Here is a 23,457-nt window from a genome sequence, read left to right as displayed (position 1 = left end):
CAAGCCACGCTGTCGCGGCTGCTGACCTGCCTCGGGCGCAACGACAACATCGATGCCGTGCATGAAGGCCTGCTGCGACTGGTGCTCTGGCGCCTGACCTCGCTGAAGAACGGGGAGCGGCCCAGGCAGCTGACGCTGGATATCGACGGCCTGCCAATCAAGGTCCACGGACATCAGGGCGGCTCGGCGTATCATGGCCTTTACGGTGCGCGGGTCTACTCACCGCTGGTCGCCTCGCTAGCCGAAACCGGCGATATGGTCGGCGGGCTACTGCGAGAGGGTAACGCCGGCCCGGCCGAGAACGCCGACACCTGGATCCCGCATCTGGTACGACGACTCAACGAGAGCACCGGCGCCCAGGTTCGTGTGCGCATCGACGCCGGTTTTACCGATAACGCGACGCTGGAGGCCCTGGAGGATCGGGAGATCGAATACCTGGGCCGGTTGCGCAGTCACACCGGTCTACAGAAGCTGGCAGCACCGCTCCTGAAGCGGCCACCCGGCCGGCCACCCGAGCAGCCTCGGGAGTGGTGCCACGATCTGGAGTACCAACCGGCTCCTGGCCGGCACCGCGTCGCGTAGTGCTGGTGGTGCAGGAACGCCCCGATGACCTGCTGCTGCATGCCTTCTTCCTGGTCACCAACCTCGGCAAGTTCGACTGGCCGCCGGAGAAGATCCTGGCGCTCTATCGCAAGCGGGGCAGCGCCGAAGCCCATATGGGCGAGGTGAAGTCGGCGCTCGACGTGCACCTCTCGTCGACCAATCGTGGCGCCTCCACCGTTCAGGACGTGATGGCCCGCAACGAGGTGAGCCTGCTGCTGAGCCTCTACGCCTACCAGGTCCTGCATGGCCTGCGCTGCCTCCTGGAGCGGCAAACCCGACAAGGCTGGAGTCTGAGTCGGATGCGCGAGCAGGTGCTCAAGGTCGCCGCCACGCTGAGGCTGCACGCTCGGCGAATCACCGTTCATCTGGGTGCCGCCGCCGACAAGTGGTGGCCGACGCTACTGAAGGGGCTGCCGAAGCTGACCGCACTGAGCTGACGCTCCTGCGAGACCACCACAGCACCAGAAGTCGAGCGGCCGCGGGGCGGTCGGCGATCACGGCTGCTTTGAAGGTCGAGATTAATTCCTGGAGGTTATAAATCGGCGAAAGAAACGCAGTGTTCGGGCATTACGAAGCAGGCGCTCACGCCGGAAATACGGATCCTTACGAGCAATGCCGATGGCACGTAGCTTCAGACTGCCCGATCAGAACCCTCGTGAATGAGGCGGGGTGATGAGACTGTTGTCGTTGCTGCGCATCTTCAATACGGGCACGCGTCTTGATCCAGAGAGTGAGATCATCTTGATCGGTTCCCGGATTTTCAGCGACCCAATCCACGATGCGTGATGCAATGAATTCTGCATAGAGCTCATCATCGAACTGCAGCACCATGATGTCTTCGCCTGCCTGGCTCAGGCGTAGCAACACTTCGCCAGCTGGCAACACGTACAGATTCAGCTCATGAAGATACTGAGTCGTAAAGGTCACTCGACGAAAACGCTCAGGAATGGCGCGCCCACTGTTACTGATGTCGTTCATGAAAGTCATCGCACTCTCCCGCAGTAGGGGGCTCATACATTACACTCATTCGTGAGCAATCCTGCTTATCATAGCGCAGATAATATAATTAAGAACCTTCGCATGGAATATTTTCAATGAAATGCAATAACAGCAAGGTCTGTCCGACATACGTTCAACCTTCCCCGCTATTTATTTAACGCACTCTTTATTATTCATTCCACAGTAAAATCACGAATAGAAATGCCATTGCCCACCGGTAACGATGGGCAATCCAAAGATAATATGACAGATTATCTTGGCAAGGACAGTCCGCCTCTTCCTCAGCCGTGATGCTGCCGAATGGCATCACTATCGAGCGTCAGGTGAATACGGGCCAGCCAACCCGCCAGCAAGGCCTGCTTGTGACGACTCATGCTCTTGTGCGTCGCAATGGCCTCGCAGAGGCGATTGCCGGCAGACTCGAGATGGCACGGGCGCTCACCGCGTGTCGCACGCTCAAAGTCTTCCGCCAGCGTAAGAATAAGTGCCTTCAATGCCCGCTCGACTTCTTTGGGCATCTTGCTTCCCAACTCTCTACGTACAAAGCTGATGCCACGCCCGATATCCATTCCGGTAAGTCCAAGCGATAACAGCGGGCTACCCGATATCTTCTGCTCAAGCTCACCTTCCTTACTCACCCCACGTGCGACTTGCTCCTGATTACGCGCTTGTTCATGACGCGCAAGACGCAACAGGCGATCGCCCATCCGTCCACCGAACCAGCTATCCAATCGCTCGGTGGAGCGTTCAGACAGTTCACGAATATCACTGATCGTGGAGCGAATCAGTTGCTTCCTATCCCAGCTGGCGCCCGGCACTGGTATCAATCGGAAGCCAAGAATGGTCACTACCAGCCCAATACCTGCCGCCAGGCTTCTATTGAGTGTATAGGCGACATCAAAGGTCATGCCGTTATCTGGCATCACCAACAGAATATTGAAGACCACGAATGGGAGACAGATACCTGCCAACACAGGTACGACCGATCCCATCAGCCCAAGAAATAGCGGGATACTGAGAATAAGAATAAAGGGCACAAAATGCTGAGCCTGACTCAGCAGCACATTGCCAAACAACAATACGCTGGGCACTGCAAACAGCAGACCTTTCAGCACCATGGGAATGATGGGCGCAGGATCATCACGACTCGCAAAGATGCCAGAGAATAGCGTGCCCAGCAGCATGGCGACTGCACCGTTATCCCATGCCGTCGCGACCCAGAATGTTGCCGTCACGCCGAAAATACACATCGCGCGTAGTGCGTTGGTCGCCGCACGGCCATGATCCCGATGCCAGCTCATGCTGGGCTGACGTAGTTGATGACGCCCCGGATGGTTGATGACCTCTCGGGCCTGCAGCATCACCAGCGTGTGTCCCAGGACTTCACGCAAACTGAAGAGCAGTCGTGCTTCAAGTGCTTTGATACTGCGATGCCCGCGTGACAGTCGCAGACATTCGCCCCGTAGCTCCTTGAGCGTAGCGCGGGCCTGATCAGTCCCCTGGTTATCCGCCATACTCTGAAAGGCAGCCCCCAATCGCTGCATGAGATCAATGGTGGGCTGGCTAAAACGCTCTGACATCAGCGCAACGTTCGAACCTTCCGTCTGATTCGCATGCTGCGAACCAGACGCCTTGGCATCTTGTTCGTCCTGATGAGATATGAAGAATTCAGGATGGCGCAACTGATGAAGCGCCTTCAAGGTCGCATAGAGCCGCATACTCCGACGCGTCAGCAGATGGACTCCCCGAATGCGCCCCTTGCCCTGCGGCCCTTCATAACGCGCGGAATGAGCGTCTATCTCGAGATTATTGAGCGCATCAAGTCCCGTCATCAACTGGTCCAGCATCGCCTTACGCTCATCCATATTCTGCGCGCGCTGCGCCTGACTTCCAGACAGGCCTCTCTCTTGCGCTGAATTGAGTGGCATCGAGAACGCAAGTGCCATATAGCGGAAAGTGGCATTCACGGCAGTATCCGCCAGCACGCCAAGATGATTGCGTACACGAATCGGCCAGATCAACGCACTCACCAGCACAGCACACAATGCCCCCAGGCTCAGCTCACTTAAACGCGCGAGTGCCACTGTGAAAAAGTTACCGGGAGCAGAGGATGTCAGTACCACCACAATCATGCAGGCAACTGCCCCCATGACACAGCCATAAGACAGATTGTTGTGCGTCAGCGAGGCACCGTAGATACAGAGGCCAATCCAGAGCGTAACGCTGCCAAGCGCAAGCTCCGGTACTTGGGCAAATAGCCCCATGATGACTGCCGCGACACAGATGCCGACAAAGGTGCCACCCACCTGGCAGATCCCCTTCTCGACCACCATGCCGGACATCGGTCGTATTTGCAGAAAGGCCGCCGAGATCAATGCCCAATACGGGCGATCAAGGTCAAAATAAAAGGCAGCATAAAGTGCCAACGCCATGGCAAGCACACCCTTACAGGCGAACTTGAGCGCAAATGGCGTTGGTTTTAGAAAGGCAGCGAGTGCAGGCGACATGCGTTAAGGAGTCCCGGAAGCATCTGCTGCTGAGAGCGCAGAATCTTCTTTAGCGGTGGTATCTGAAACGTCGCGCAACAGTCTAACGGTCGCTGTCATCCCTGACGCCAGATTGATACCGGAGGCACGTACCGCCTTGATATCATCAAATTCAACCCGTACCGGAATACGTTGCGCAAGACGCACCCAGCTGAAAGTAGGACTCACTTGAGGTAGCTGCTGTGCATTGATAGTGGTGTTGCTATCCGCGATGCCCTGGCCAATTCCGACGACATGCCCCTTGAAGCTTTCGTTACCACTCATCAAGGTAATCTGAACCGAATCACCATGGCGCACGTGTTGCAGCTTGGTTTCCTGAAAGTAGGCGCTGAGATAGAAAGAGTCATTCTTGATCAGTGCCATCACGGACGTGCCCGCTGTCACATAGTTACCTTGACTCAGATGCATGTTGAGAATGCTGCCATCAGCAGGTGCCGTTAGCTGAGTACGGTCGAGATCCAACTGAGCAGACTCCATGGCGGCTTCAGCCTGTTGAACATCGGCACGTGCCACTTCCGCCTCCAAACGTGCAGTATCGCGCGCCTCTTCGCTGATCGCATTGCTGTTCAGGCGGCCGCGACGACTGGCCTCGTGTTCCTTGAGGCGCAACGTGGCCTTGGTGCTCGCCAGGCTCGCCTTGGCCTTGTCCAGTGCGGCTGAGTAACGCGCACGATCTATCTGCAGAATCACGTCACCTTCATGTACCTGAGTCGTATCGGCCACATTCAGCTCACGTACCCAGCCCGAGACATCGGGGCTTAACGTGATGACTTCCGCCCGTACCCGCGCATCTCGTGTCCAGGGGCTATACATATAGGTTTTCCATAGCCACAGAGCACACCAGACAGCTGTCGCCACCAAGCATAGGGTAATGATCCATTTCACGACTTTCTGTAGGGACTTGCTCATGCAGCGTTCCTTGAAGAATTAATCCAGCGATGAGGCGGGCGAACGGAAGGAGAACTCTCACAAAGCGCCGATCACAAGCGGTGATACCAGGTTCTGCTCAGGTCACCAGTGCAACCACCGCAGCCAGGCAAATAATAAAGAGAGAAATATCAAACCAAGCCTCGAACCATAGCTCATGGTTGGCTAGCAGACGGTGCAGTAGCGAACGAATAAGCCCAGCCGCCAGCAATGCCACCAGGGCATAGACCAGCATGGGACTGATCAGAAATTCACCCACCACCATTTCATGCAGCCCATTGAAGCCTGCCATGAAGCCAGTGTCTGCGGATGTCTCGTTCATCTACTCTTTTCCTTTGACGCGCCCCGAGTCGGGGCGCAATACCAATGAAGCCAACGCCAGCCTTTAAAAATTTTACGGCAAGCAAGGCTGCGATTCATAACGCAAACATGTACCAAGCCCCAAAAGAGGCATGACGCGGCATGACAATGTGGTCATGAAACTGCGCTATAGCGATCCCGAAGGGTGCCAGCCAAGATCTACCAGCCTCACGTTCATTCTACAGCGCGAGCAAAACCATAGCGTCCAGCCAGCGTTAAACGATGGTGGCACTTCATCAATCATTCAAGCGTCGCCACCCTCCTAAAGTGTCAGGCAATGAAAAATGACGATAGCATTAATATGCAGGCTAACATTTTTTTCGACTCACGCCACGTTGCATCAGGCGAACTCCACAAATTCATGCCGCCACAGGCAGCTACGTGATTCATGCACTTCCTTCTTCATATTGCTAACGCTTCATCCATAAATGCGAATTTCTAGCAACGAAGAATCCCCCAAGCAATTGAAATAATTACGCTTAAAAATATTCTGCCACATGGGCACAAAAAAACGGCTTACCTATAAGGCAAGCCGTTTTTTGTTCTTGCTGCAACAGCTTTACTCGAAACCACCTCTGTAAAAATGTCGACTAGACGGCATAGCCCAGCGTACGGGGTAGCCATAGCGCCAGCTCCGGGAACAGCATCACTACCGCCAGTGCTCCCAACATCGCAACGACGAACACCAGCGCCCAGCCTACCGTCTTCTCAAGCCGCACTCCCGCCACACTACTGGTCACCATCAGGTTGACCGCAACAGGAGGGGTAAACTGTCCGATGGCAATATTCATCGCCAACAGAATGCCGAACCACACTGGATGCCAGCCAAAGTGTTGCATCACGGGAATCAGTACCGGCATCAGGATCAAGTAGATCGACACCGCATCCAGCAGCATGCCGGCAATCAATACAGCGATCATCACCAGTATCAGCAGCACAGTGCCACTGTCCGAGAGCGTAATGAGCCACTCCGCCAGATGGCGGAAAGTCCCCAGCATGGTGCCGGCCCAGGCAAAGATACCCGCCAGCGCGATAATCAACATGACAACACCAGAGATGACAGCGGCCTCACCGAGCAGCTGCCATACTTGCGATAGCTTTAGCTCCCGTGTGATGAAAAGTCCGATGCAGAGCCCATAGGCGGCAGCGACCACAGCGGCCTCAGTCGGTGTAAACAGCCCTGAGCGCAATCCACCGAGAATGATCACGGGTGCCAGTAATGCTGGAATAGCCGTGCGGAATGCTGGCCCCAGCGGAATGCGGGTCACCTGATCAGGATCCTCCCAGCGATAACGATGCGACAGATACCACGCCGGAATCAATAATGCTGCCCCGACCAACAGGCCAGGAATGAGCCCTGCCGCGAACAGTGCACGCAGATCCACGCCCGGCACCACGATGGAATACAGAATCAGCGCGATGGACGGTGGGATCAGAATTGCCGTCGAAGCGGAGGCCGCAATCAATGTCGCAGAGAAGGCCTTGGGATACCCTGCCCGCGTCATACTGGGGATCATGACCATCGCGACCGCCGCTGCATCAGCGGGCCCAGAGCCGCTCATCCCGCCCATGATCAGACATACCAATATCGCAACCAACGCCAAGCCACCATGACGAGGGCCGATCAGCGCTTGCGCAAAGTGGACCAGTCTTGCTGCAACCCCCGCCCGCTCGAATACCAGTCCCGTCAGGATGAACAGTGGGATAGCGATCAGTGGATATTTGGCAATGCTGTTATAGGTATTGGTCCCCAATGTCGCCAGCATGTTCACTGGCAAGCCCGCCACGATGCCTACCGCACCCGATAACCCAAGCGCGAAAGCCACGGGAACACCGAGTACCAATAGCGCAACGAAACTGGCAAGCAACCAGAGGTCAGGACTCATGATTACGCTCCTCGTTGGCAGTAGACGAGGTGCTTGCGTCTTGCTCAAGACTATCTTGCTCAGGACCGTGCTTGAGTCGATCACTACATTGCTGCAACTGACGCCACATCATCGCGACCGCGAGCAGAGGTAGCCATACCACATACCACCAGTTAGGCAGGCCTAGCCCCGGCGAGAGTGACTCCCACTGATATTCTTCCAGCGCAAAGCGGCTGCCAAACCAGACAATCATGCCCAGCACCAGTAGACAGGCCAGTGTCTGCAACACCACGACTACACGCCACACGGGCAGTGGCAGATAATCCTCCAGCAGGGCAATACGAATATGTGCCTGCTGACGAATCGCCACTGAAGCGCCCGCCAGCGTCAACAACACCAGCAGGAAAACGGAAAACTCTTCCGTGAAAGCAAAGGACGCATTGGTGGCATAGCGCACCACCACGTTGGCAAGGCTGATCAGACCGATCAACCCCAAGGCAAGCGCCGCCAGCCAGGATTCTGGTCGCGTCTTGGGATGCTCAATGGCAGAAGGAGCGTCCGGTGGTTGGCGATCAGCGCCACCGGACGATGAATCAGCTGAATCTTGCGAAACTTGGGACATGCCACTGTATCCACACATACGCCGAGGCACGATGACCTCGGCGCAAGACCTCATGAATCAACGACACACTCCGCACCAGTGCGAGAGACATCACACCCGTTGGCAGCACTAGAACCTCAGTGAAAGAAACACTAGCGTGCAGCGTGCAGAGTGGGTCATCACGAAAACCACCCCACGCATTTAGCGCGATGCAGCGACCTCAGTGCGCGCCGTCTCGACCAATGCCTCACCAATCTTCGGCGTCCAGTTGGCGTAGACAGACTGTGTAGCATCACGGAAGGCCTGCATGGCGTCTTCATCGAGCGTGATCACGTTGACGCCACGGCTTTCGATATCCGCCAGCCGTTGAGCGTTGCCTTCGCGACTCATGGCCGTTTCCCAAGCACCCGCCTCTTTCGCCGTCTCAGTCAGCAACGTGCGCTCTTCTTCGTTGAGCGATTTCCAGACACGCTGATTGGCGGCAAAGATGAGCGGATCTGCCATGTAGTGCCACAGCGTCAGGTGGGCCTGGCCAACCTGATCGATACGTGCCACATCAAATACCGACAGCGGATTTTCCTGACCATCCACCGCACCAGTCGTCAGTGCCGGTTTGGCGTCGGCCCAGCTCATCTGAGTCGGGTTGGCACCCAGCGCAGTGAAAGTATCCTGGAACAGTGGCGAACCGACGACGCGAATCTTGAGACCTTTAAGGTCCTCAGGTGCCTCAATCGGACGTGAGGAGTTGGAAACTTCACGGAAGCCATTCTCCCCCCATGCCAACGGAACGATGCCCTTGGACTCAATTGCCGCAAACACCTGCTTGCCAGACTCACCCTGAGTCAGCGCATCAATCGCTGCGTGGTCTGGCATCAGGAACGGCAGCGAGAACAGATTGAGTTCGGGTACCTGCGGCGACCAGTTGATGGTCGAGCCCACCGCAAGATCAATCAGCCCCTGACGCATGGCCGAGAATTCCTTGGTCTGATCCCCTGCGACCAGCTGGGCATTGGGATAGACGCGCAGTGTCAGTTCACCGCCTGAGCGCTCCTTCACCAGCTCGGCCCATTTTTCAGCGGCCTGCCCCCACGGAAAAGCATCAGACAGTACAGTTGACACAGACAACTCACGCGCTTGCGCGTTATTGGCCATCAGCGGAGTCATCAATGCCAGCCCGAGTAGACCCGTGGCAAGGAAGGGACGGCGGCGTGTCGTGGCGGTGATATGTTCAGCAAGCAGGGTCATGAATAACCTCTTGATTATGATTTTTAGAGTGAAGTGTCAGCGTCCAACAGCAAAAACATGCGCGTGTTCATGATTCCTTCATTAGTTCATTAACTGCACGCGTCAACGAATGTCGCACATGCAGTACGCATGCAGAAGAAGATTCTCATCTGCATGGCGGGGTGACCATTCGACCATGCGACGGGAAGACTCGCCCACCGCCGGAGATCAAGCGACACAGAGCTGTATATAAATACAGCATTCGTAAATTTTGACATTTAACATCGAAAAATCACCGCTTCACAGAGCACTGAAAGCCCTTTTCTGGGCCAAATCCTTTCTTGATAGCCAATCAGTCATTAAAAGCTCGTGAGTTAAGGAAAATGCACTTTGCATCGATGCTGTATATTAATACAGTATCATTCATGAATCCCACATACCCAGCAGCGACTCATCGGCTCTCGTCTGGTGCTTTCCTGTCGCAGTCCTGCCATAGGGTGGGTAGACTGGCCGCCATTCTCCCAAGGATTGACTCACGACTGCCAACGTTACCCCCTGAAGATGAGGCCCCTCTTACATGCAGAACCCCCAGCAGGAATCTATCTCCACTCCCGCCTTCGAGACCGCTTACGAAAGCCAGGACCTCGACACGCTGCCGCCTAGTAGCCACAAGCCGGCCAGCAGTCTGAGCGCTGCCATTGTGCTGTGGTCTCTCCTGCTAGGCGTTGGCATGCTGATGCTGGCCAACGGACTGCAAGGGAGTCTGCTGGGGATACGCGCCTCATCGGAAGGTTTCAGCAACACGATGACAGGCGTGATCATGTCGGCCTACTTTGCCGGTTTCCTGCTGGGCTCGACGCTGGCACCACGCAAACTGCGCAAGGTAGGCCACGTACGCACCTTCGCGGCGCTCGCCTCGATCACCTCGGTCTGCATCCTGGTGCATGCTCTGTATGTCGTGCCTGAGGTATGGATTGCGATGCGCTTCATTACCGGCTTCGCGTTTGCAGGCCTTTATGTTGTCGCCGAAAGCTGGCTCAACAGCCAGGCGACCAACCAGATGCGCGGGCGTCTACTCGCCATCTACATGGTTATCACCTATCTCGGAATGGGCGGCGGACAGCTATTGCTTAATGTCGGTAATCCCGACACCTACCTGCTATTCATTCTGGTCTCGGTGATCATGTCACTGGCCCTGGTGCCGATGCTGCTATCGGCTTCACCACAGCCAGAAGGCGCACAACCGGAAGCCATGGGACTGATGCGTCTACTGCGTCTCGCGCCGCTTGGCACCGTGGGTAATTTTGCAACCGGCATCGCCAACGGCACCGTGTTTGGCATGGGCGCGGTCTATGCTGACCGTGCAGGCTTGTCGCTACAGGAAGTCTCGTGGTTCATGAGTGCCTTCATCCTCGGGGCCGCGATACTGCAATGGCCGCTCGGCAAGCTGTCCGACAAGATATCAGCAAAGAAAGTCATCCTGGTATCGAGTGTCGGCGCCATCTCGCTCTCCTTCGGCGGCATACCACTGACCGGTGGCGGCATTTGGACCATGGCCCTGCTCGGTGCGGGCCTTGGCGGACTCATCCTCACGCAGTACTCATTGTTCTTGGCTGCTGCCAACAATCTGTTGACCACACCGCAGATCATCTCCGCCAGCGGCACCTTGGTACTAGTCCATGGCGCCGGCGCTATCCTCGGCCCGCTGACCGCAGGCCTGCTGATGGAGCGCTTCGGCGCCAACGGTTTCCTCTATACGCTGGCTGCAGTTCACATTCTGATCGTGATCGTCGCCGCCAGTGTTACCGGCAAGCCACGCCAGGAACTCGGGGATGATGACGGGAATCACCCCGGCCATTACGTTGTCGCGCCCTCGACCACCAGCCCACTGGGGGCTGTCTGGGTCGAAGAAGCCATCACGGAGCCAGACACCGGCCAGCTGGAATTCGACTTTGACGCCGACCCTGCACTGGAAGCAGAGATAGAGGCAGAACTTGAAGCCAAGCGCGACGCCGAACGGGAGAGTGAGGAAGGCGACGACGCAGTTCAGCAGGTTGATAGCGATGAAGGCGTGATGAATGATCGCGTTACCGGCATGGAAGATGACTGGCAGCTGGATGGCCATGTCGATGAGCAAGCGCAACATCTCTCCGAAGAGGAGCGACGCGTGAAAACCGAGCCTGAACGCGAGAGCTACTAGCCTTCTCCCTATCTAACCGCTGCTAGCATCGATCATCAAAAACACCGCCTTGAGGGCGGTGTTTTTGATTCTGCCTGTTAAAGCCGCTGTCCAAATCCCACTGAAACTTACCCTCAAACTACAAAAAAGTAGTCTCCTTACAGCATCTACGACGTTTCGCCTACCGCACCGCAAACGTTTGCGGTCCATACTTGGCACCATTGTGAACCCGTCAAGTAAACGACTGGATCGGCTCACCCCTGCCCCTTTCAAGGACTGAGACGTGAAACGACATGGCATATTGAACGCCCCGCTCAGCGGACATCTTGCTCGCCTCGGGCACACCCAGACGCTAGTCATCGCGGATGCCGGCTTGCCCATTCCGGCCGGAGTGTCCTGTGTCGATCTTGCCGTCGTGCCTGGTCTGCCCGGTATGCTGCCAGTGCTGGATGCGCTGCTCGACGAACTGTGCATCGAAGCGGTGACACTGGCCGAAGAGCTGCCGCTGAAGAGCCCGGCACTGCATGACACCCTCACCACACGCCTTGCAGCCATTGAACACCAGACCGGGACAGCCATGATTCGCCATGAGCTAAGCCATGAGGCCTTCAAGGCCGAACTGACCAAGGCCAGCGTGATCGTGCGTACCGGCGAATGTACCCCTTACGCCAACCTGATCTTGCATTGCGGGGTACCCTTCTAATGAGTGCGCTTTTGACGAGCAACGGCCAGGCCGCTGTCAGCGACGTGAGCGAAGAGCCACGCGTGCTGATGGCGCTGCGTGGTATCGACAAGGGCTTTTCGGGTGTCAGCGTGCTAAAGAGCGTCGACCTGACACTGCGTGCCGGGCGCGTACATGCGCTCGCAGGCGAGAACGGTGCCGGCAAGTCGACGCTGATGAAAATTCTCTCCGGCGTGTATCGCTACGATGCGGGCACGCTGTCATTACGAGGCGAGGAAGTTGTCTTCACGACGCCACGCCAGGCAATGGATAGCCGGATCGCCATCATCCACCAGGAGCTGAATCTGGTACCGGGCCTGTCCGCCGGCGAGAACATATTTCTCGGTCGTGAGCCGCGTACAAAAATCGGCACTGTCGATTGGAAGCGATTGCACGGTGATGCCAGTCGCCTGCTGGCACGTCTGCGCCAGTCATTGGATTCACGCACGGCGGTCGGTGAGCTGAGTATCGGTCAGCAGCAAATGGTCGAGATTGCACGCGCGCTGTCGCTGGATGCCGAAATCATCATCATGGATGAACCGACGGACGCCCTGACGGACATCGAAACCGGGATATTGGCCGAGGTCGTCACTGAGCTGCGCGCAGAAGGCCGCTCGTTGGTACTGATCACTCATCGCCTGAATGAAATCTTCAGTATGTGCGATGAAGTTGCCGTGCTACGTGACGGCCAGATGATTCATCAGGGACCGACTGCTGATCTCGATGAGGATGGGCTGATTCGCCTGATGGTTGGCCGAGAGCTGGCCGAGCGCTATCCATTCATCCCCGCAAGCCTCGAGGGTGAAGTGATGTTGGAGGTCAATGATCTGACCGCGCCTGGAGTGAATGGCATCAGCTTCTCGGCGCACAGCGGTGAAGTACTTGGCTTTGGCGGCCTGATGGGCGCTGGGCGCACCGAGCTTGCGCGAGCACTGTGTGGTGATACCCGCATCAGTGGTGGCGACGTCATCTTCAAGGGGCAGCGCCAGCAATTTTCCTCACCGGGCGCAGCGCTCGCTGCAGGTCTGGTCTATGTACCGGAAGACCGCAAGCAGGCCGGATTGATTCTGTCGCACTCGGTTGCCAACAACATGTCACTCAGCGCCCTGCCAAACTTCTGTGGTGCCTTTGGACGCATCCGTCACGGAGAGGAAGCTGCCGCGGTGGACCAGTTCGTCAAGAGCATGCAGATCAAGATCAGCGATACCGCTCAGCCGGTCGATACGCTGTCCGGCGGCAATCAGCAGAAAGTCTCGCTGGCCAAAGCGCTGATGCCCGCACCAGAGCTGGTCATCCTTGATGAGCCGACACGCGGCGTGGATGTTGGCGCCAAGCGTGAAATCTACCTATTGATCAATGAGCTCAAGCGTCAAGGCAAGTGCATCCTGCTGATCTCCTCCGAGATGCCGGAACTGCTGGGCCTCGCTGATCGCATTCTAGTGGTGGCCGACGGGCGTATCTCCGGCGAGTTCAGCCGCGAGAATGCCACCCAGGAAGCCATCATGACCGCTGCCTCTGGCCTTGAGAGTGATCTCAGTACCAGCGCTGCCGCCTCGAACTCTACTGCCTCTCCTCTCTCCTCTTCCTGCAACGAGATGCCGATCTGATGTCCACACCTTCTTCTTCCGCCAGTAGCGCACGCCGCATCGACATGATGCGCCTGCTGGTCGACAACAAGGCGCTAATTGCACTGGCGCTACTGATCGCGGTTAGCGCGGGCCTGTCCGACAACTTCCTGTCGACAGACAATCTGCTTAACGTGCTGCGTCAAACCAGTATCAACGCCATTATCGCGATGGGTGTGACCTTCGTGATCCTGACCGCTGGCATCGACCTGTCCGTAGGCGCAGTGCTTGCCTTGACCGGTGCCTTCGCTGCCTCAATGACTGCCGCTGGCTTGTCACCGTGGCTGAGCGTGCCGGGCACCATCGTGGCCGGCGCTGCACTCGGGGCCATCTCGGGATTGTTTGTCGCGTTTGGTCGCATTCAAGCCTTTATCGTGACACTGGTCGCGATGACAGTGCTACGAGGCGCAACGCTTGTCTATACCGATGGACGTCCAGTCTCCATCGGCGTCAGCGAAGCCGCTGACAGCTTCTGGAACTTGGGCGGCGGCTACTGGCTGGGCGTACCGATCCCGATCTACATGATGTTCTTCGTCTACGTGCTGTGCTGGGGCGTGCTGCATCACACCCGCTTCGGGCGTCACGTCTATGCCGTCGGCGGCGGCGAAAAGGTCGCGCGCCTCTCCGGTATCAACGTCAATCGCATCAAGATCAGCGTCTATGCTATCGCCGGGGCCTTTGCAGCGCTGGCCGGTGCCATCCTCGCTGCACGCCTCGGCTCTGCCCAGCCCAATGCCGGCACGGGTTATGAGCTAGATGCCATCGCAGCTGTCGTCATTGGCGGCACCAGCTTGATGGGTGGCCGTGGGCGCATCTTTGGCACCTTGATCGGCGCGCTGGTGATCGGGGTGCTCAATAATGCCCTCAACATCATGGGCGTCTCGAGCTACTACCAGATGATTGCCAAGGGCGCGGTTATCCTGCTCGCCGTCCTGATCGACAGCCGCGCACAGAAATAGATCAGGTTTAGAGAAAGATCACAGAGAAGCCAGACGAAGCAACACAACAACATTCTCGCAGCATCGAAAGCCCGGCTCTGCTCGCCAACCGCAGGGCCAACGCCAACAAGGAAATATCTCATGAAGAAACATCTTGCCAGCTCCATCAAGACAGCCATCGCCACCACCGTCGTGACAGCGGGTCTAGGACTTGTGACCACCCAGTCGGCCATGGCCGACAAGATCGCGCTAGTCGTATCGACGCTGAACAATCCGTTCTTCGTCAGTCTTCAGCAGGGCGCCAAGGACAAGGCGGCAGAATTGGGCCACGAGTTGATCGTGCTGGATTCCGGCGATGATGCAGCGCGCGAGTTGTCCAATGTAGAAGATGCCCTGTCTCGTGGTGTCGATCTGCTGCTGATCAACCCGACCGATTCCGATGCCGTCGTTTCCAGCGTGCGCACCGCCAATGGCCGAGATGTACCAGTGGTGACACTTGATCGCAGCGCCAATGGCGGGCATGTCGCGGCCCACGTGGCGTCCGATAATGTTGCGGGTGGCAAGCTGGCCGGCGAGTTCATCGCCGACAAGCTTGAGGGCAAAGGCCAAGTCGTTCAGCTGGAAGGCGTCGCTGGGGCCTCCGCCACGCGTGATCGTGGTGAAGGCTTCATGAAGGCCATTGAAGGTAAGTCGGACATCAGCCTGGTCGCCAGCCAGCCGGCCAACTTCAACCGCACCCAAGGCCTCAATGTGATGGAGAACCTGCTGCAGGCACATCCGGAAGTGAACGCTGTGTTCGCACAGAATGACGAGATGGCACTTGGTGCTCAGCGTGCATTACAAGCAGCAAACAAGGACATCCTGTTGGTCGGCTTTGATGGCACCGATGAAGGTATCAAGGCAGTCAAGGCGGGCAAGATGGATGCGACCGTCGCTCAGCAGCCGGCACTGATCGGTAGCCTGGGGGTCGAAGTGGCTGACAAGCTACTCAAGGGCGAGAAGGTCGAAGAGACCACCGCCGTGCCGCTCAAGTTGATTACCCAGTAAGCCCGATCGGCGCCCATGGCAATCAATAGCAGTGATCGAACGCCGGCCTTGAGTCGGCGTTCGTATTTGGACAATGAGCATGCCTCGCCTCTCCCGCCAGAATTTCAAGGAACCGTAACGTGATTCGACTCAAGGATGTGGCAGCACGCGCGGGCGTATCAGTAACGACGGTCTCACATGTCGTCAATGCCACGCGCCCGGTGGCCAGTGCCACCGAAGTGCGAGTGCGTGATGCGATTGCCGCGCTGGGCTATCGCCCCGACAGCGTAGCGCGGGCATTGAAATCCAATCGTAGCCGCACGCTAGGGATGATTGTCACCAGCGCACATAACCCATTCTTTGCCGAGGTCATTCGTGGCGTCGAGGACCGCTGCTACCAGGCAGGTTATAGCTTGATCCTGTGCAACAGCGACGATATCGATGACAAGCAGCTCAATTATCTGGCCACGCTTCGCGACAAGCGCATCGATGGCCTGGTCGTGATGACAGCCAAGAATGGTGCGGGCTTTCTCGAGGCGCTCAGCGCACTGCCTCTGCCAACGGTCATGATGGACGCCGATCCACAACCGGGCTGGGATATGACGGTAGTCAATGACGACTCACATCTCGGCGGACGGCTGGCCATCGAGCATCTGCTGGCACAAGGCATTGAACGCATCGCACTATTGACTGGCCCCACGGACCACGCCCGCTCGCGCGAGCGTCTCGCCGGCGCCATGTCCGCGTTATGTAATGCCGGGCAGGGGCTGCCTGAAGACTGGCAAGTCGCGACAGAGTTGATGCTGGCCGATGGTCATCGCGCCGCTCATCTGCTGCTGGCCAATCCCGCGGATCGCCCTGAGGCGATATTTGCCTTCAATGATCTTCTGGCGCTCGGCTGTCTGCGCGCCGCACAGGATATGGGCATTCGCGTGCCGGAAGACCTCTCCATCATCGGCTATGACGATATCGAGATCAGCGCCTACCTCAGTCCAGCGCTGACCACCCTCCGCCAGCCGATCTACGCGCTCGGCACTACCGCTGTAGATCAGCTGATTGCTCGCCTGGAGGGCGCTCCCTTCCCGGGCCAGACACAGCTGGCACCATCACTGGTGGTACGCGATAGCGTCAAGCTCGCCACTCCAGCGTAAAGGCAGCCCCATCGCGACAGGCCTTGTGACGACAGACCTCGTTATGACAGCCCTGTCTCACGATGAGTGAGCAGGAAACCATTGCATGCACGTAATTCTCTTCCCACAGCATCCATACTGATTTGATATCAAATATATCAATTATCAACATTTCTCTTATAAATTTCCTGACCCTAGACTGTCCGTCATTCCCCATCTGTGCCCCTTGCTCAAGGGCGCGCGGGACACGACATCAAGGACATGACATGGTCAGCGCGACACCTTTGAGAGAGACATCCCCAACAGAGACCCAAACGCCACCGGCGATAGGACGCGCGCTATTACTGCTGATGGCCATTGCCGTCGCCGCCACCGCTGCCAATCTTTATTACAACCAGCCGCTACTGGCCGAAATGGCCGCCTCACTGGGTCTGAGCCAAGGCACTATCGGCCTGATACCGTCTGCGACCCAGTTTGCTACGCCGCCGCTATCCTGCTGATTTCGCCTCTGGGTGACACCATGGACAGGCGCGTACTGATCCGTAATCTATCGATCACCCTGTCACTGGCCTCACTGGGCGTCTTTCTCGCGCCCAGCTTCTGGCCGTTGCTGGTCGCAAGCTTCGTCGTCGGACTCGGCGCCAACATCACCCAGCAGCTGATTCCGCTGGCAGCATCGCTGTCGACACCCGAAACACGTGGCAAGGTGATTGGTACGCTGATGACAGGCCTGACCATCGGCATCCTGCTGTCTCGCACCTTGAGCGGTACCATCGGTGAGTACTGGGGCTGGCGCAGCGTCTTCCTGGTGACAGCCATCATTGCCGTGGTCATTGGTGTGCTGCTACATCGCCATCTGCCCAGCCAGAAAGCCTCGGTCAGCATGGCGTATCCGCAGTTGATCAGCTCGATGCTCACCCTCGTCAAACGTCATGCCTTGCTACGTGAATCGGCACTGACCGGCGCACTATGGTTTGCAGCATTCAATGCAATGTGGGCCACGCTAGCCATTCACGTCACCGATGCGCCCTTCAGCTACAGCGTTCAACAGGCAGGGTTGTTTGGCATCATCGGACTGGCCGGCATCTTCGGCGCCAAGGCAGCAGGTCGTCTGGTCAACCGTGTCGGTGCTGGTCGTTTGATCACGCTGGCGTTGCTGATGGTGGTTGCTTCCTTCGTGGTACTGGCGCTCTGGGGCGATAGTCTGGCCGGATTGATCGTGGGCATCATCCTGCTGGATCTCGGCGTCTTCGGTGCGCAGATTCCCAACCAGGTACGCGTCTTCTCGATTGATCCCAAGGCGCAGAGCCGCATGAACGCCGTCTATATGCTGGGCTATTACCTGGGTGCAGCAGCGGGTTCTGCCATCGGCGTCAAGGTGATGAGTCTCTACGGCTGGGAGGGTCTGTCCATCTTCGGCCTGGCACTGGCCGCTGCCGCGCTGCTCCATCACGGCATCAAGCAGCGTCGCGATCCAGCGGTGACTTCAAAGGCGTGAGCCGGATGGCCTTGCGAAGTGACGAGGACGATTCTTGCGTGGTGAGCTCCCGGAAGCTAGTGGCCTGAAATGCCAGCGTAATTCAGGTAGACTCTGCGCGCCATTTCGGTGCATGCGCAGGGTCTGTTCAGTGCGATGCAATACGAAGTGGTACGCGATTCAAGGCCTGCGATCTGGGCAAGAACCCGTCAAACCTTCGAGATCCACATGAAGCTCATCGTTAAATTAATCCTCGGCATCATTGCCGGTCTGCTGATCGGCCTGATGGCTCCGGATGTTCTCGTCCGCATCGCCCTGACGGCGAAGATCATCATCGGCCAGCTGATCAACTTCACCATCCCGTTGATCATTCTGTTCTACGTCATGAGCGGCATCGCGTCGCTGCCGAAAAATTCCGGCGCCATGCTGGGCCGCACTGTCGGCATGGCGTACGGTTCGACGATTCTGGCCGGCATCCTGGCCTTCCTGGTGGCCAGTAACCTACTGCCGGGCATGCTGTCGGGCATGGCACCGGTCGCAGAGGGCCGCGAGGCACTGGCCCCCTTCATCGATCTCGAAATCCCGGCCGCGTTGCCGGTGATGACAGCGCTGGTCCTGGCCTTTGTATTCGGCGTGGTGATCAGTCGACGTGAACTGTCGACACTGAAGAGCGCCGTCTTTGAATCACGTGAAGTCGTCGATGTCTTCCTCAACCGCGTGATCATTCCACTACTGCCGCTCTTCATCGCAGGTACCTTTGCCGAGATGGCCTATGAAGGCCAGGCGCTCTCCACACTGGATACCTTCTGGAAGGTATTGATACTCGCAATCGTGATGCATTGGGTCTGGCTGAGCGCTGCCTACCTGATGACAGGCCTGTTGCAGCGTCGCTCGCCACTAGGTCTGTTACGCAACATGCTGCCGGCCTACCTGACGGCACTGGGCACCATGTCATCGGCAGCGACCATACCTGTCAGCTTGCGTCAGACCAAGGCCAATGGCGTGAGCGATGAGGTGGCCGATTTCAGCGTGCCGCTGTGCGCGACCATTCATCTGTCCGGTTCCACCATCACCATCGTGACCTGCGCCACGGCTGTGATGATGATGAGCCACAACCTGAACATCGCGAGTGTCGGTGAGATGGTGCCCTTCCTGATCATGCTGGGCCTGACCATGATTGCCGCTCCCGGTGCGCCGGGCGGTGCCGTGATGGCCGCGCTGGGTGTGCTGGGCAGCATGCTCGGCTTCGGCGAAGCGGAACTTGGCCTGATGATCGCGCTGTATCTGGCGCAGGACAGCTTCGGTACCGCTACCAACGTCACCGGTGACGGTGTCATCGCGCTGTGGGTCGATCACTTCGCGCGTCGCGATGGTGTCGTGTCGAAGAAGTCACCTGAGTGCCTCAACACGGCCGAGTCAGCCAGCAATCGCTGATTTCTGGCACTCGCTCCCGGGCTAGTACTCACACGCCCCATCAACCTCCCCTCACTCATGTGGCGGGAGGTTTTTTTGACCCACGACAGCACGCACGGACAACCTCGTCTCAGCGACAAGACGCCGCAACGAGGCCTCTGCCGCTGACAGTCACACTCCAAACGTCTACCATAGCCGCCATTCATGGCCACCATTCGTCCCGTTGCCGGAGTGCACGATGTCCCGTTCCTTTCTGTCCGTTCCCTCCCATCTATCAAAGCTTGGTCTGGTGGGTTCGCTGTTGCTGGGCGCCCAGTCCGCCAATGCGCTCGAGATTGGCATGCCGACAGATGCCGGTGTCAGCGCAAGCCCCAGCGTAATGCTCGCAGCGCAAGGCAGCCTGTCATCACCGCTGACACTCAAGGAATTTGCCAACACCCAAGCAGTCGAGCAAGGCCTGGCCGATGGCTCACTGGATGCTGTCTACGTCACACCACAGATGCTACGCGAGCTGATCGACCAGGGACTGACACTGCGCGTACTGGATGGCGCAGACCTTGATGATGTCAGCCTGGTCGCACGTGATGAGTTGATCCGCTATACCAAGCTGTTCGAGCCTGCCGAGATGCTGATTCGCTTCCTCAACGACACCACACGCGCCATGCGCGTTGCGATGAAGGATGATGACGCCCGTTCACATCTGGCGCTCAAGCAGTGGGTCGAGGTCAAGGTGGGTTCCAGCATGCAGCTGGTCAGCCCGCGTTCGTTGGATGAGCTGGAAGGCGATGAATACGCCGGTGATGCGCCCAAGGCGCTGGTCAACAGCCGCAAGATTCACGCAGCCTTCCTCAATGGAGATGATGCTACACGTCTTATCGCGATCCACCCGCTATCCAAGGATTGGCTACCACGCGCCAACATGCTGGACCTGCCGCGCATGTTGCTGATCAGCCTGGCCGATACACAAGACGCGACACTGAGCCGTGAACTGGACCAACTCGCCGTCGAACATGCGCGCGTGCAACATGCGCTGCACGACGACGAGCCCATGAAGGTCGCCTTTATGCTGAAGCAGGCCTGGCCTGCCGAGGCCGGTGAAGCACCGAGCCTGCCGCGCGTGGTCCATGCACTGAACGGCCATTCGATTCCAGCCGTCGACATGCGCAAGGCACTCTCTGATTGGCTTGATCCCAAGGACAGCGATCAGCCAGCGGTCACCTGGCCTGACATCGCTACACCTCCCTCGCAGACAAAGGCTGAGGCGGCCAAGGGCTGACACTCATTTTCAAGACATAAAAAACCCGCCATCTGCTATAAAGAGCAATTGGCGGGTTTTTCATGTCGCGAGTGACAGCATTCGATGATGCGTCTGACCAAACAGATGGCCGCCAATCATGCTTCACAGGAGAAGCTGACAGCGGCCAATCGATACTGAAGGGCCATCATCGACATCCGGTACCCATCAAGCGATACCGAAAGGTCTATCTCAGGCGTCGAGCGCTTCAGTGATCTGGGACTGAGCCTTGGGGCCAATACCCTTCACTTCTGCAATCACGCCATCAGCGTGCGCCTTGCGTACCTTGGCAACGTCATCGTAGCCAGCATCCGTCAGGGCGCGGATAGCAGCAGCGTTCAGACCGAGGTCTTCAAGCGTTGCTGCATCTTCTTCAGTCTGCTCGTCTTCAGCAGAAGCACCCATCGGCATCATGCGAGACTGGGCAATTGCCTGCTCGCGCGCCAGACGTGCCTTGTACTGGACCAGCTTCTGATTGAATTCGTGTTCAATCTGCTTGCGATGCTTGTCAGAAGCATTCGCCTTTTCGCTGAGACGCTCATTACGCGCGCGCAGCTCCTCAACTTCTTTCTTGGCCTTGTCACGGGCACTACGGAGCTTGTCGGCTTCCTTGGCAGCTTCACGCAGCTGACGTTCCAGCTCCTTGATGCGGGCATTCTGGTCTTGCTTGGTGTCCTGCTCCTGAAACAGGGATGCAAGCTGATCGTCAAGAGTGGCGTCGGTCATACTGCTATGTTGCCTCGAATAATTGGTAAAGAGCTAAAGTCTGGGCGCACATTCTACCGCAGTTCTTCAGTTTGTGCTGCATTTGCACGCAACCCGCACGGCATGAATGCGAAATAGGGGACTACGTGCTGCAATTTTACCCCAACTTCGCGATAGCGCCAGTGCGAGATGCACCTAAAAGTGATGTGAGCACGACAGACCGGCGCTCATCGAGTGAGCACCGGTCTGTGGCACTTACTCGCCGCGCCAGTCTTCGAGCTTATCGCTCAGCTGCTGACGGCGCGTATCCGGCGCTGCCAGTGTCTTGGCTTGATGACCTTCGCCGAAACGGTTTTCCAGGTAGTCCATCAGATTGATCAGCTCATCATCGGTCAGGCTGGTGTCAAAGGCCGGCATGAAGACGCTGTGGCCATTGTTCTCACGTTGCACACCATTGAGAATGGCCTGCGCCAGATTATCCGGATAGACGCTGCCGGTAACACTGTTGTGGAACAGTGACGGATAGTAGCCATCCTGCGTCCCTGCGCCATCAGCACCGTGACACATGGCGCAGTGGCCCAGATACAGGCGCACGCCAGGCGTGGCCTCTGTCAGCTGACCAATGAGGTCCTCGTCATCCGGACGCTTGTCCAGCGGCTGACCGCGCAGCAACAGCACATCGTCAGCCGGCGCGCCCTGATTGAAACGAGTCGCGACCTGCGGGGTATCTTGCGAGCCCTTGTCGTCGGCCTGCTTCTCAGAGGACTTCGCAGCTTCAGCCTTGCGATCGTCATCATTGACCGCTTCGCCCTGCTCGCCCTTGCCATTCAGCGCCGGCAGCGACTTCAGATAGACCGCCATCGCGTTGAGGTCTTCGTCAGTCATATGACGCATGGAGTGGGTGATGACATCCGCCATCGGACCACCTGCCTGCGCCTTGCCCTTCAGGTTGCCGGTCGAGAGATAGGTGACAATATCCTGCTCGCTCCAGCTGCCCAGGCCATCCTTGATGTCTGGCGTCAGGTTGAAGGCGCGCCAGCCTTCAATCATCGCACCACCGAGGTAACCCTCCTCATCGCCAGTCAGCGCCTTCTCCTGGAAGGCGAGGCCGCGCTCAGTGTGACAGCTGCCACAGTGACCCGGCCCCTGCACCAGATAGGCACCGCGATTCCAGTCAGCACTCTTGTCTGCGGTATCCTGCCACGGCTCCAACGGCGAGAAGATCTCCTCCCACAATCCCATCGGCCAACGCATGTTGAGCGGGAACGGAATCTCGCTTTCACGATTCGGTGTGCTGCTCGGCTCTACATCATGCATGTTCCACGCATACAGCGCCTTGATGTCGTCATCCGTCAGGCGCGCGTAGGATGGGAACGGCATCGCCGGGTAGAGATTATGGCCATCAGCGGCTTCACCTTCGCGCAATACACGGGTGTATTCCTCAAGGGTGTAGTTACCAATACCGTGCTCAGTGTCCGGTGTGATATTGGTGGAGAAAATCTCGCCGACCGGTGTCTCGAACGTGAGGCCACCTGCGTAGTCTTCACCATCCTCGGTCGTGTGACAGGCGGCACAGTCACTGGCCTGCGCCATATAAAGGCCTTGCTTGATCAGCGCTGAGTCACTGGTTGCTGCCTTGTCAGCCTCAACCTGCTTGACATGCTCATCTTCACCGTTGCCACAACCACTCAACAGCAGCGTGCTGACACCGGCAAATGCCGCAAGACGAATGGCGCTTCCCAGATGGCGATGCGTAGGGCGGACCATCAGGCGTTTCTTGGCAATACTCTCATCATTCACGGCGTTACGACCTGGCTGGTCCAT

General features: G+C 57.6%; 19 protein-coding genes and 1 pseudogene. 11 read left to right on the top strand and 9 right to left on the bottom strand.

Annotation, left to right across the window (positions count from 1 at the left end; translation table 11 throughout):
- Positions 1 to 1,040 (top strand): annotated as a pseudogene (locus BF12_RS23565) (IS1380 family transposase); the annotation flags it as partial.
- A 166-nt stretch (positions 1,041 to 1,206) separates the two neighbouring features.
- Here BF12_RS23565 and BF12_RS0110465 read toward each other — a convergent pair.
- The 7 genes from BF12_RS0110465 to BF12_RS0110435 all read right to left on the bottom strand — a co-directional run bounded on the left by BF12_RS0110465 (position 1,207) and on the right by BF12_RS0110435 (position 9,146).
- Positions 1,207 to 1,590, bottom strand: a complete 384-nt coding sequence (locus BF12_RS0110465; RefSeq protein ID WP_024952234.1) for a hypothetical protein — start codon at positions 1,588 to 1,590, stop codon at positions 1,207 to 1,209.
- 293 nt (positions 1,591 to 1,883) lie between these two features.
- Positions 1,884 to 4,109, bottom strand: coding sequence for an FUSC family protein (locus BF12_RS0110460; protein WP_024952233.1), 2,226 nt, complete (start codon positions 4,107 to 4,109; stop codon positions 1,884 to 1,886).
- Positions 4,110 to 4,112: 3 nt separating this feature from the next.
- The gene (locus BF12_RS0110455) at positions 4,113 to 5,057 is read right to left on the bottom strand and encodes an efflux RND transporter periplasmic adaptor subunit (protein WP_024952232.1); all 945 of its coding nucleotides are present in this window, start codon (positions 5,055 to 5,057) and stop codon (positions 4,113 to 4,115) included.
- 97 nt (positions 5,058 to 5,154) lie between these two features.
- Positions 5,155 to 5,397, bottom strand: coding sequence for a DUF1656 domain-containing protein (locus BF12_RS0110450; RefSeq protein WP_024952231.1), 243 nt, complete (start codon positions 5,395 to 5,397; stop codon positions 5,155 to 5,157).
- 628 nt (positions 5,398 to 6,025) lie between these two features.
- The gene (locus tag BF12_RS0110445; protein WP_024952230.1) at positions 6,026 to 7,321 is read right to left on the bottom strand and encodes a TRAP transporter large permease; all 1,296 of its coding nucleotides are present in this window, start codon (positions 7,319 to 7,321) and stop codon (positions 6,026 to 6,028) included.
- Entirely contained in the window at positions 7,311 to 7,844 is a 534-nt protein-coding gene (locus tag BF12_RS0110440; protein WP_024952229.1) for a TRAP transporter small permease, read from the bottom strand. Before BF12_RS0110440 ends, BF12_RS0110445 begins: the two co-directional genes overlap by 11 nt.
- Before the next feature lie 258 nt (positions 7,845 to 8,102).
- Positions 8,103 to 9,146 carry a DctP family TRAP transporter solute-binding subunit gene (locus tag BF12_RS0110435; protein WP_024952228.1) on the bottom strand — a complete coding sequence of 348 codons (1,044 nt, stop codon included), beginning with the start codon at positions 9,144 to 9,146 and terminating at the stop codon, positions 8,103 to 8,105.
- A gap of 556 nt (positions 9,147 to 9,702) precedes the next feature.
- Between BF12_RS0110435 and BF12_RS19645 the strand changes: the two genes are divergently transcribed.
- The 10 genes from BF12_RS19645 to BF12_RS0110390 all read left to right on the top strand — a co-directional run bounded on the left by BF12_RS19645 (position 9,703) and on the right by BF12_RS0110390 (position 20,910).
- Entirely contained in the window at positions 9,703 to 11,325 is a 1,623-nt protein-coding gene (locus tag BF12_RS19645) for an MFS transporter (RefSeq protein ID WP_024952227.1), read from the top strand.
- 262 nt (positions 11,326 to 11,587) lie between these two features.
- The gene (rbsD, locus tag BF12_RS0110425; protein ID WP_024952226.1) at positions 11,588 to 12,007 is read left to right on the top strand and encodes a D-ribose pyranase; all 420 of its coding nucleotides are present in this window, start codon (positions 11,588 to 11,590) and stop codon (positions 12,005 to 12,007) included.
- Between the two features lie 11 nt (positions 12,008 to 12,018).
- Entirely contained in the window at positions 12,019 to 13,632 is a 1,614-nt protein-coding gene (locus BF12_RS0110420; RefSeq protein ID WP_024952225.1) for a sugar ABC transporter ATP-binding protein, read from the top strand.
- The gene (rbsC, locus tag BF12_RS0110415; RefSeq protein ID WP_024952224.1) at positions 13,632 to 14,609 is read left to right on the top strand and encodes a ribose ABC transporter permease; all 978 of its coding nucleotides are present in this window, start codon (positions 13,632 to 13,634) and stop codon (positions 14,607 to 14,609) included. The genes BF12_RS0110420 and rbsC overlap by 1 nt, the downstream gene beginning before the upstream one ends.
- A 120-nt stretch (positions 14,610 to 14,729) precedes the next feature.
- On the top strand, positions 14,730 to 15,635 hold the full coding sequence (gene rbsB, locus BF12_RS0110410) for a ribose ABC transporter substrate-binding protein RbsB (RefSeq protein ID WP_024952223.1): 906 nt from the start codon (positions 14,730 to 14,732) through the stop codon (positions 15,633 to 15,635).
- Positions 15,636 to 15,754: 119 nt separating this feature from the next.
- Complete coding sequence (locus BF12_RS0110405; protein WP_024952222.1) at positions 15,755 to 16,765, top strand: LacI family DNA-binding transcriptional regulator; 1,011 nt, start codon at positions 15,755 to 15,757, stop codon at positions 16,763 to 16,765.
- 245 nt (positions 16,766 to 17,010) lie between these two features.
- A complete protein-coding gene (locus tag BF12_RS22820) occupies positions 17,011 to 17,244 on the top strand; it encodes a hypothetical protein (RefSeq protein WP_248623671.1) in 234 nt (77 codons plus the stop codon).
- A 20-nt stretch (positions 17,245 to 17,264) separates the two neighbouring features.
- The gene (locus BF12_RS19640; RefSeq protein WP_248623670.1) at positions 17,265 to 18,242 is read left to right on the top strand and encodes an MFS transporter; all 978 of its coding nucleotides are present in this window, start codon (positions 17,265 to 17,267) and stop codon (positions 18,240 to 18,242) included.
- 207 nt (positions 18,243 to 18,449) lie between these two features.
- Positions 18,450 to 19,655 carry a dicarboxylate/amino acid:cation symporter gene (locus BF12_RS0110395; protein WP_024952221.1) on the top strand — a complete coding sequence of 402 codons (1,206 nt, stop codon included), beginning with the start codon at positions 18,450 to 18,452 and terminating at the stop codon, positions 19,653 to 19,655.
- A gap of 217 nt (positions 19,656 to 19,872) precedes the next feature.
- Positions 19,873 to 20,910 (top strand): hypothetical protein, encoded by a 1,038-nt coding sequence (locus BF12_RS0110390; protein ID WP_024952220.1) that lies wholly within the window; start codon positions 19,873 to 19,875, stop codon positions 20,908 to 20,910.
- Between the two features lie 210 nt (positions 20,911 to 21,120).
- Here BF12_RS0110390 and BF12_RS0110385 read toward each other — a convergent pair whose 3' ends face one another.
- Positions 21,121 to 21,654 carry a hypothetical protein gene (locus BF12_RS0110385; protein WP_024952219.1) on the bottom strand — a complete coding sequence of 178 codons (534 nt, stop codon included), beginning with the start codon at positions 21,652 to 21,654 and terminating at the stop codon, positions 21,121 to 21,123.
- A gap of 234 nt (positions 21,655 to 21,888) precedes the next feature.
- On the bottom strand, positions 21,889 to 23,457 hold the full coding sequence (locus BF12_RS19635; RefSeq protein WP_024952218.1) for a cytochrome c: 1,569 nt from the start codon (positions 23,455 to 23,457) through the stop codon (positions 21,889 to 21,891).

It is taken from the genome of Cobetia crustatorum (genome assembly GCF_000591415.1).
Lineage (GTDB): Bacteria > Pseudomonadota > Gammaproteobacteria > Pseudomonadales > Halomonadaceae > Cobetia > Cobetia crustatorum.
The sequence above is the reverse complement of the archived record's forward strand: the minus strand, read 5'-3'. Positions and strand labels throughout refer to the sequence as shown.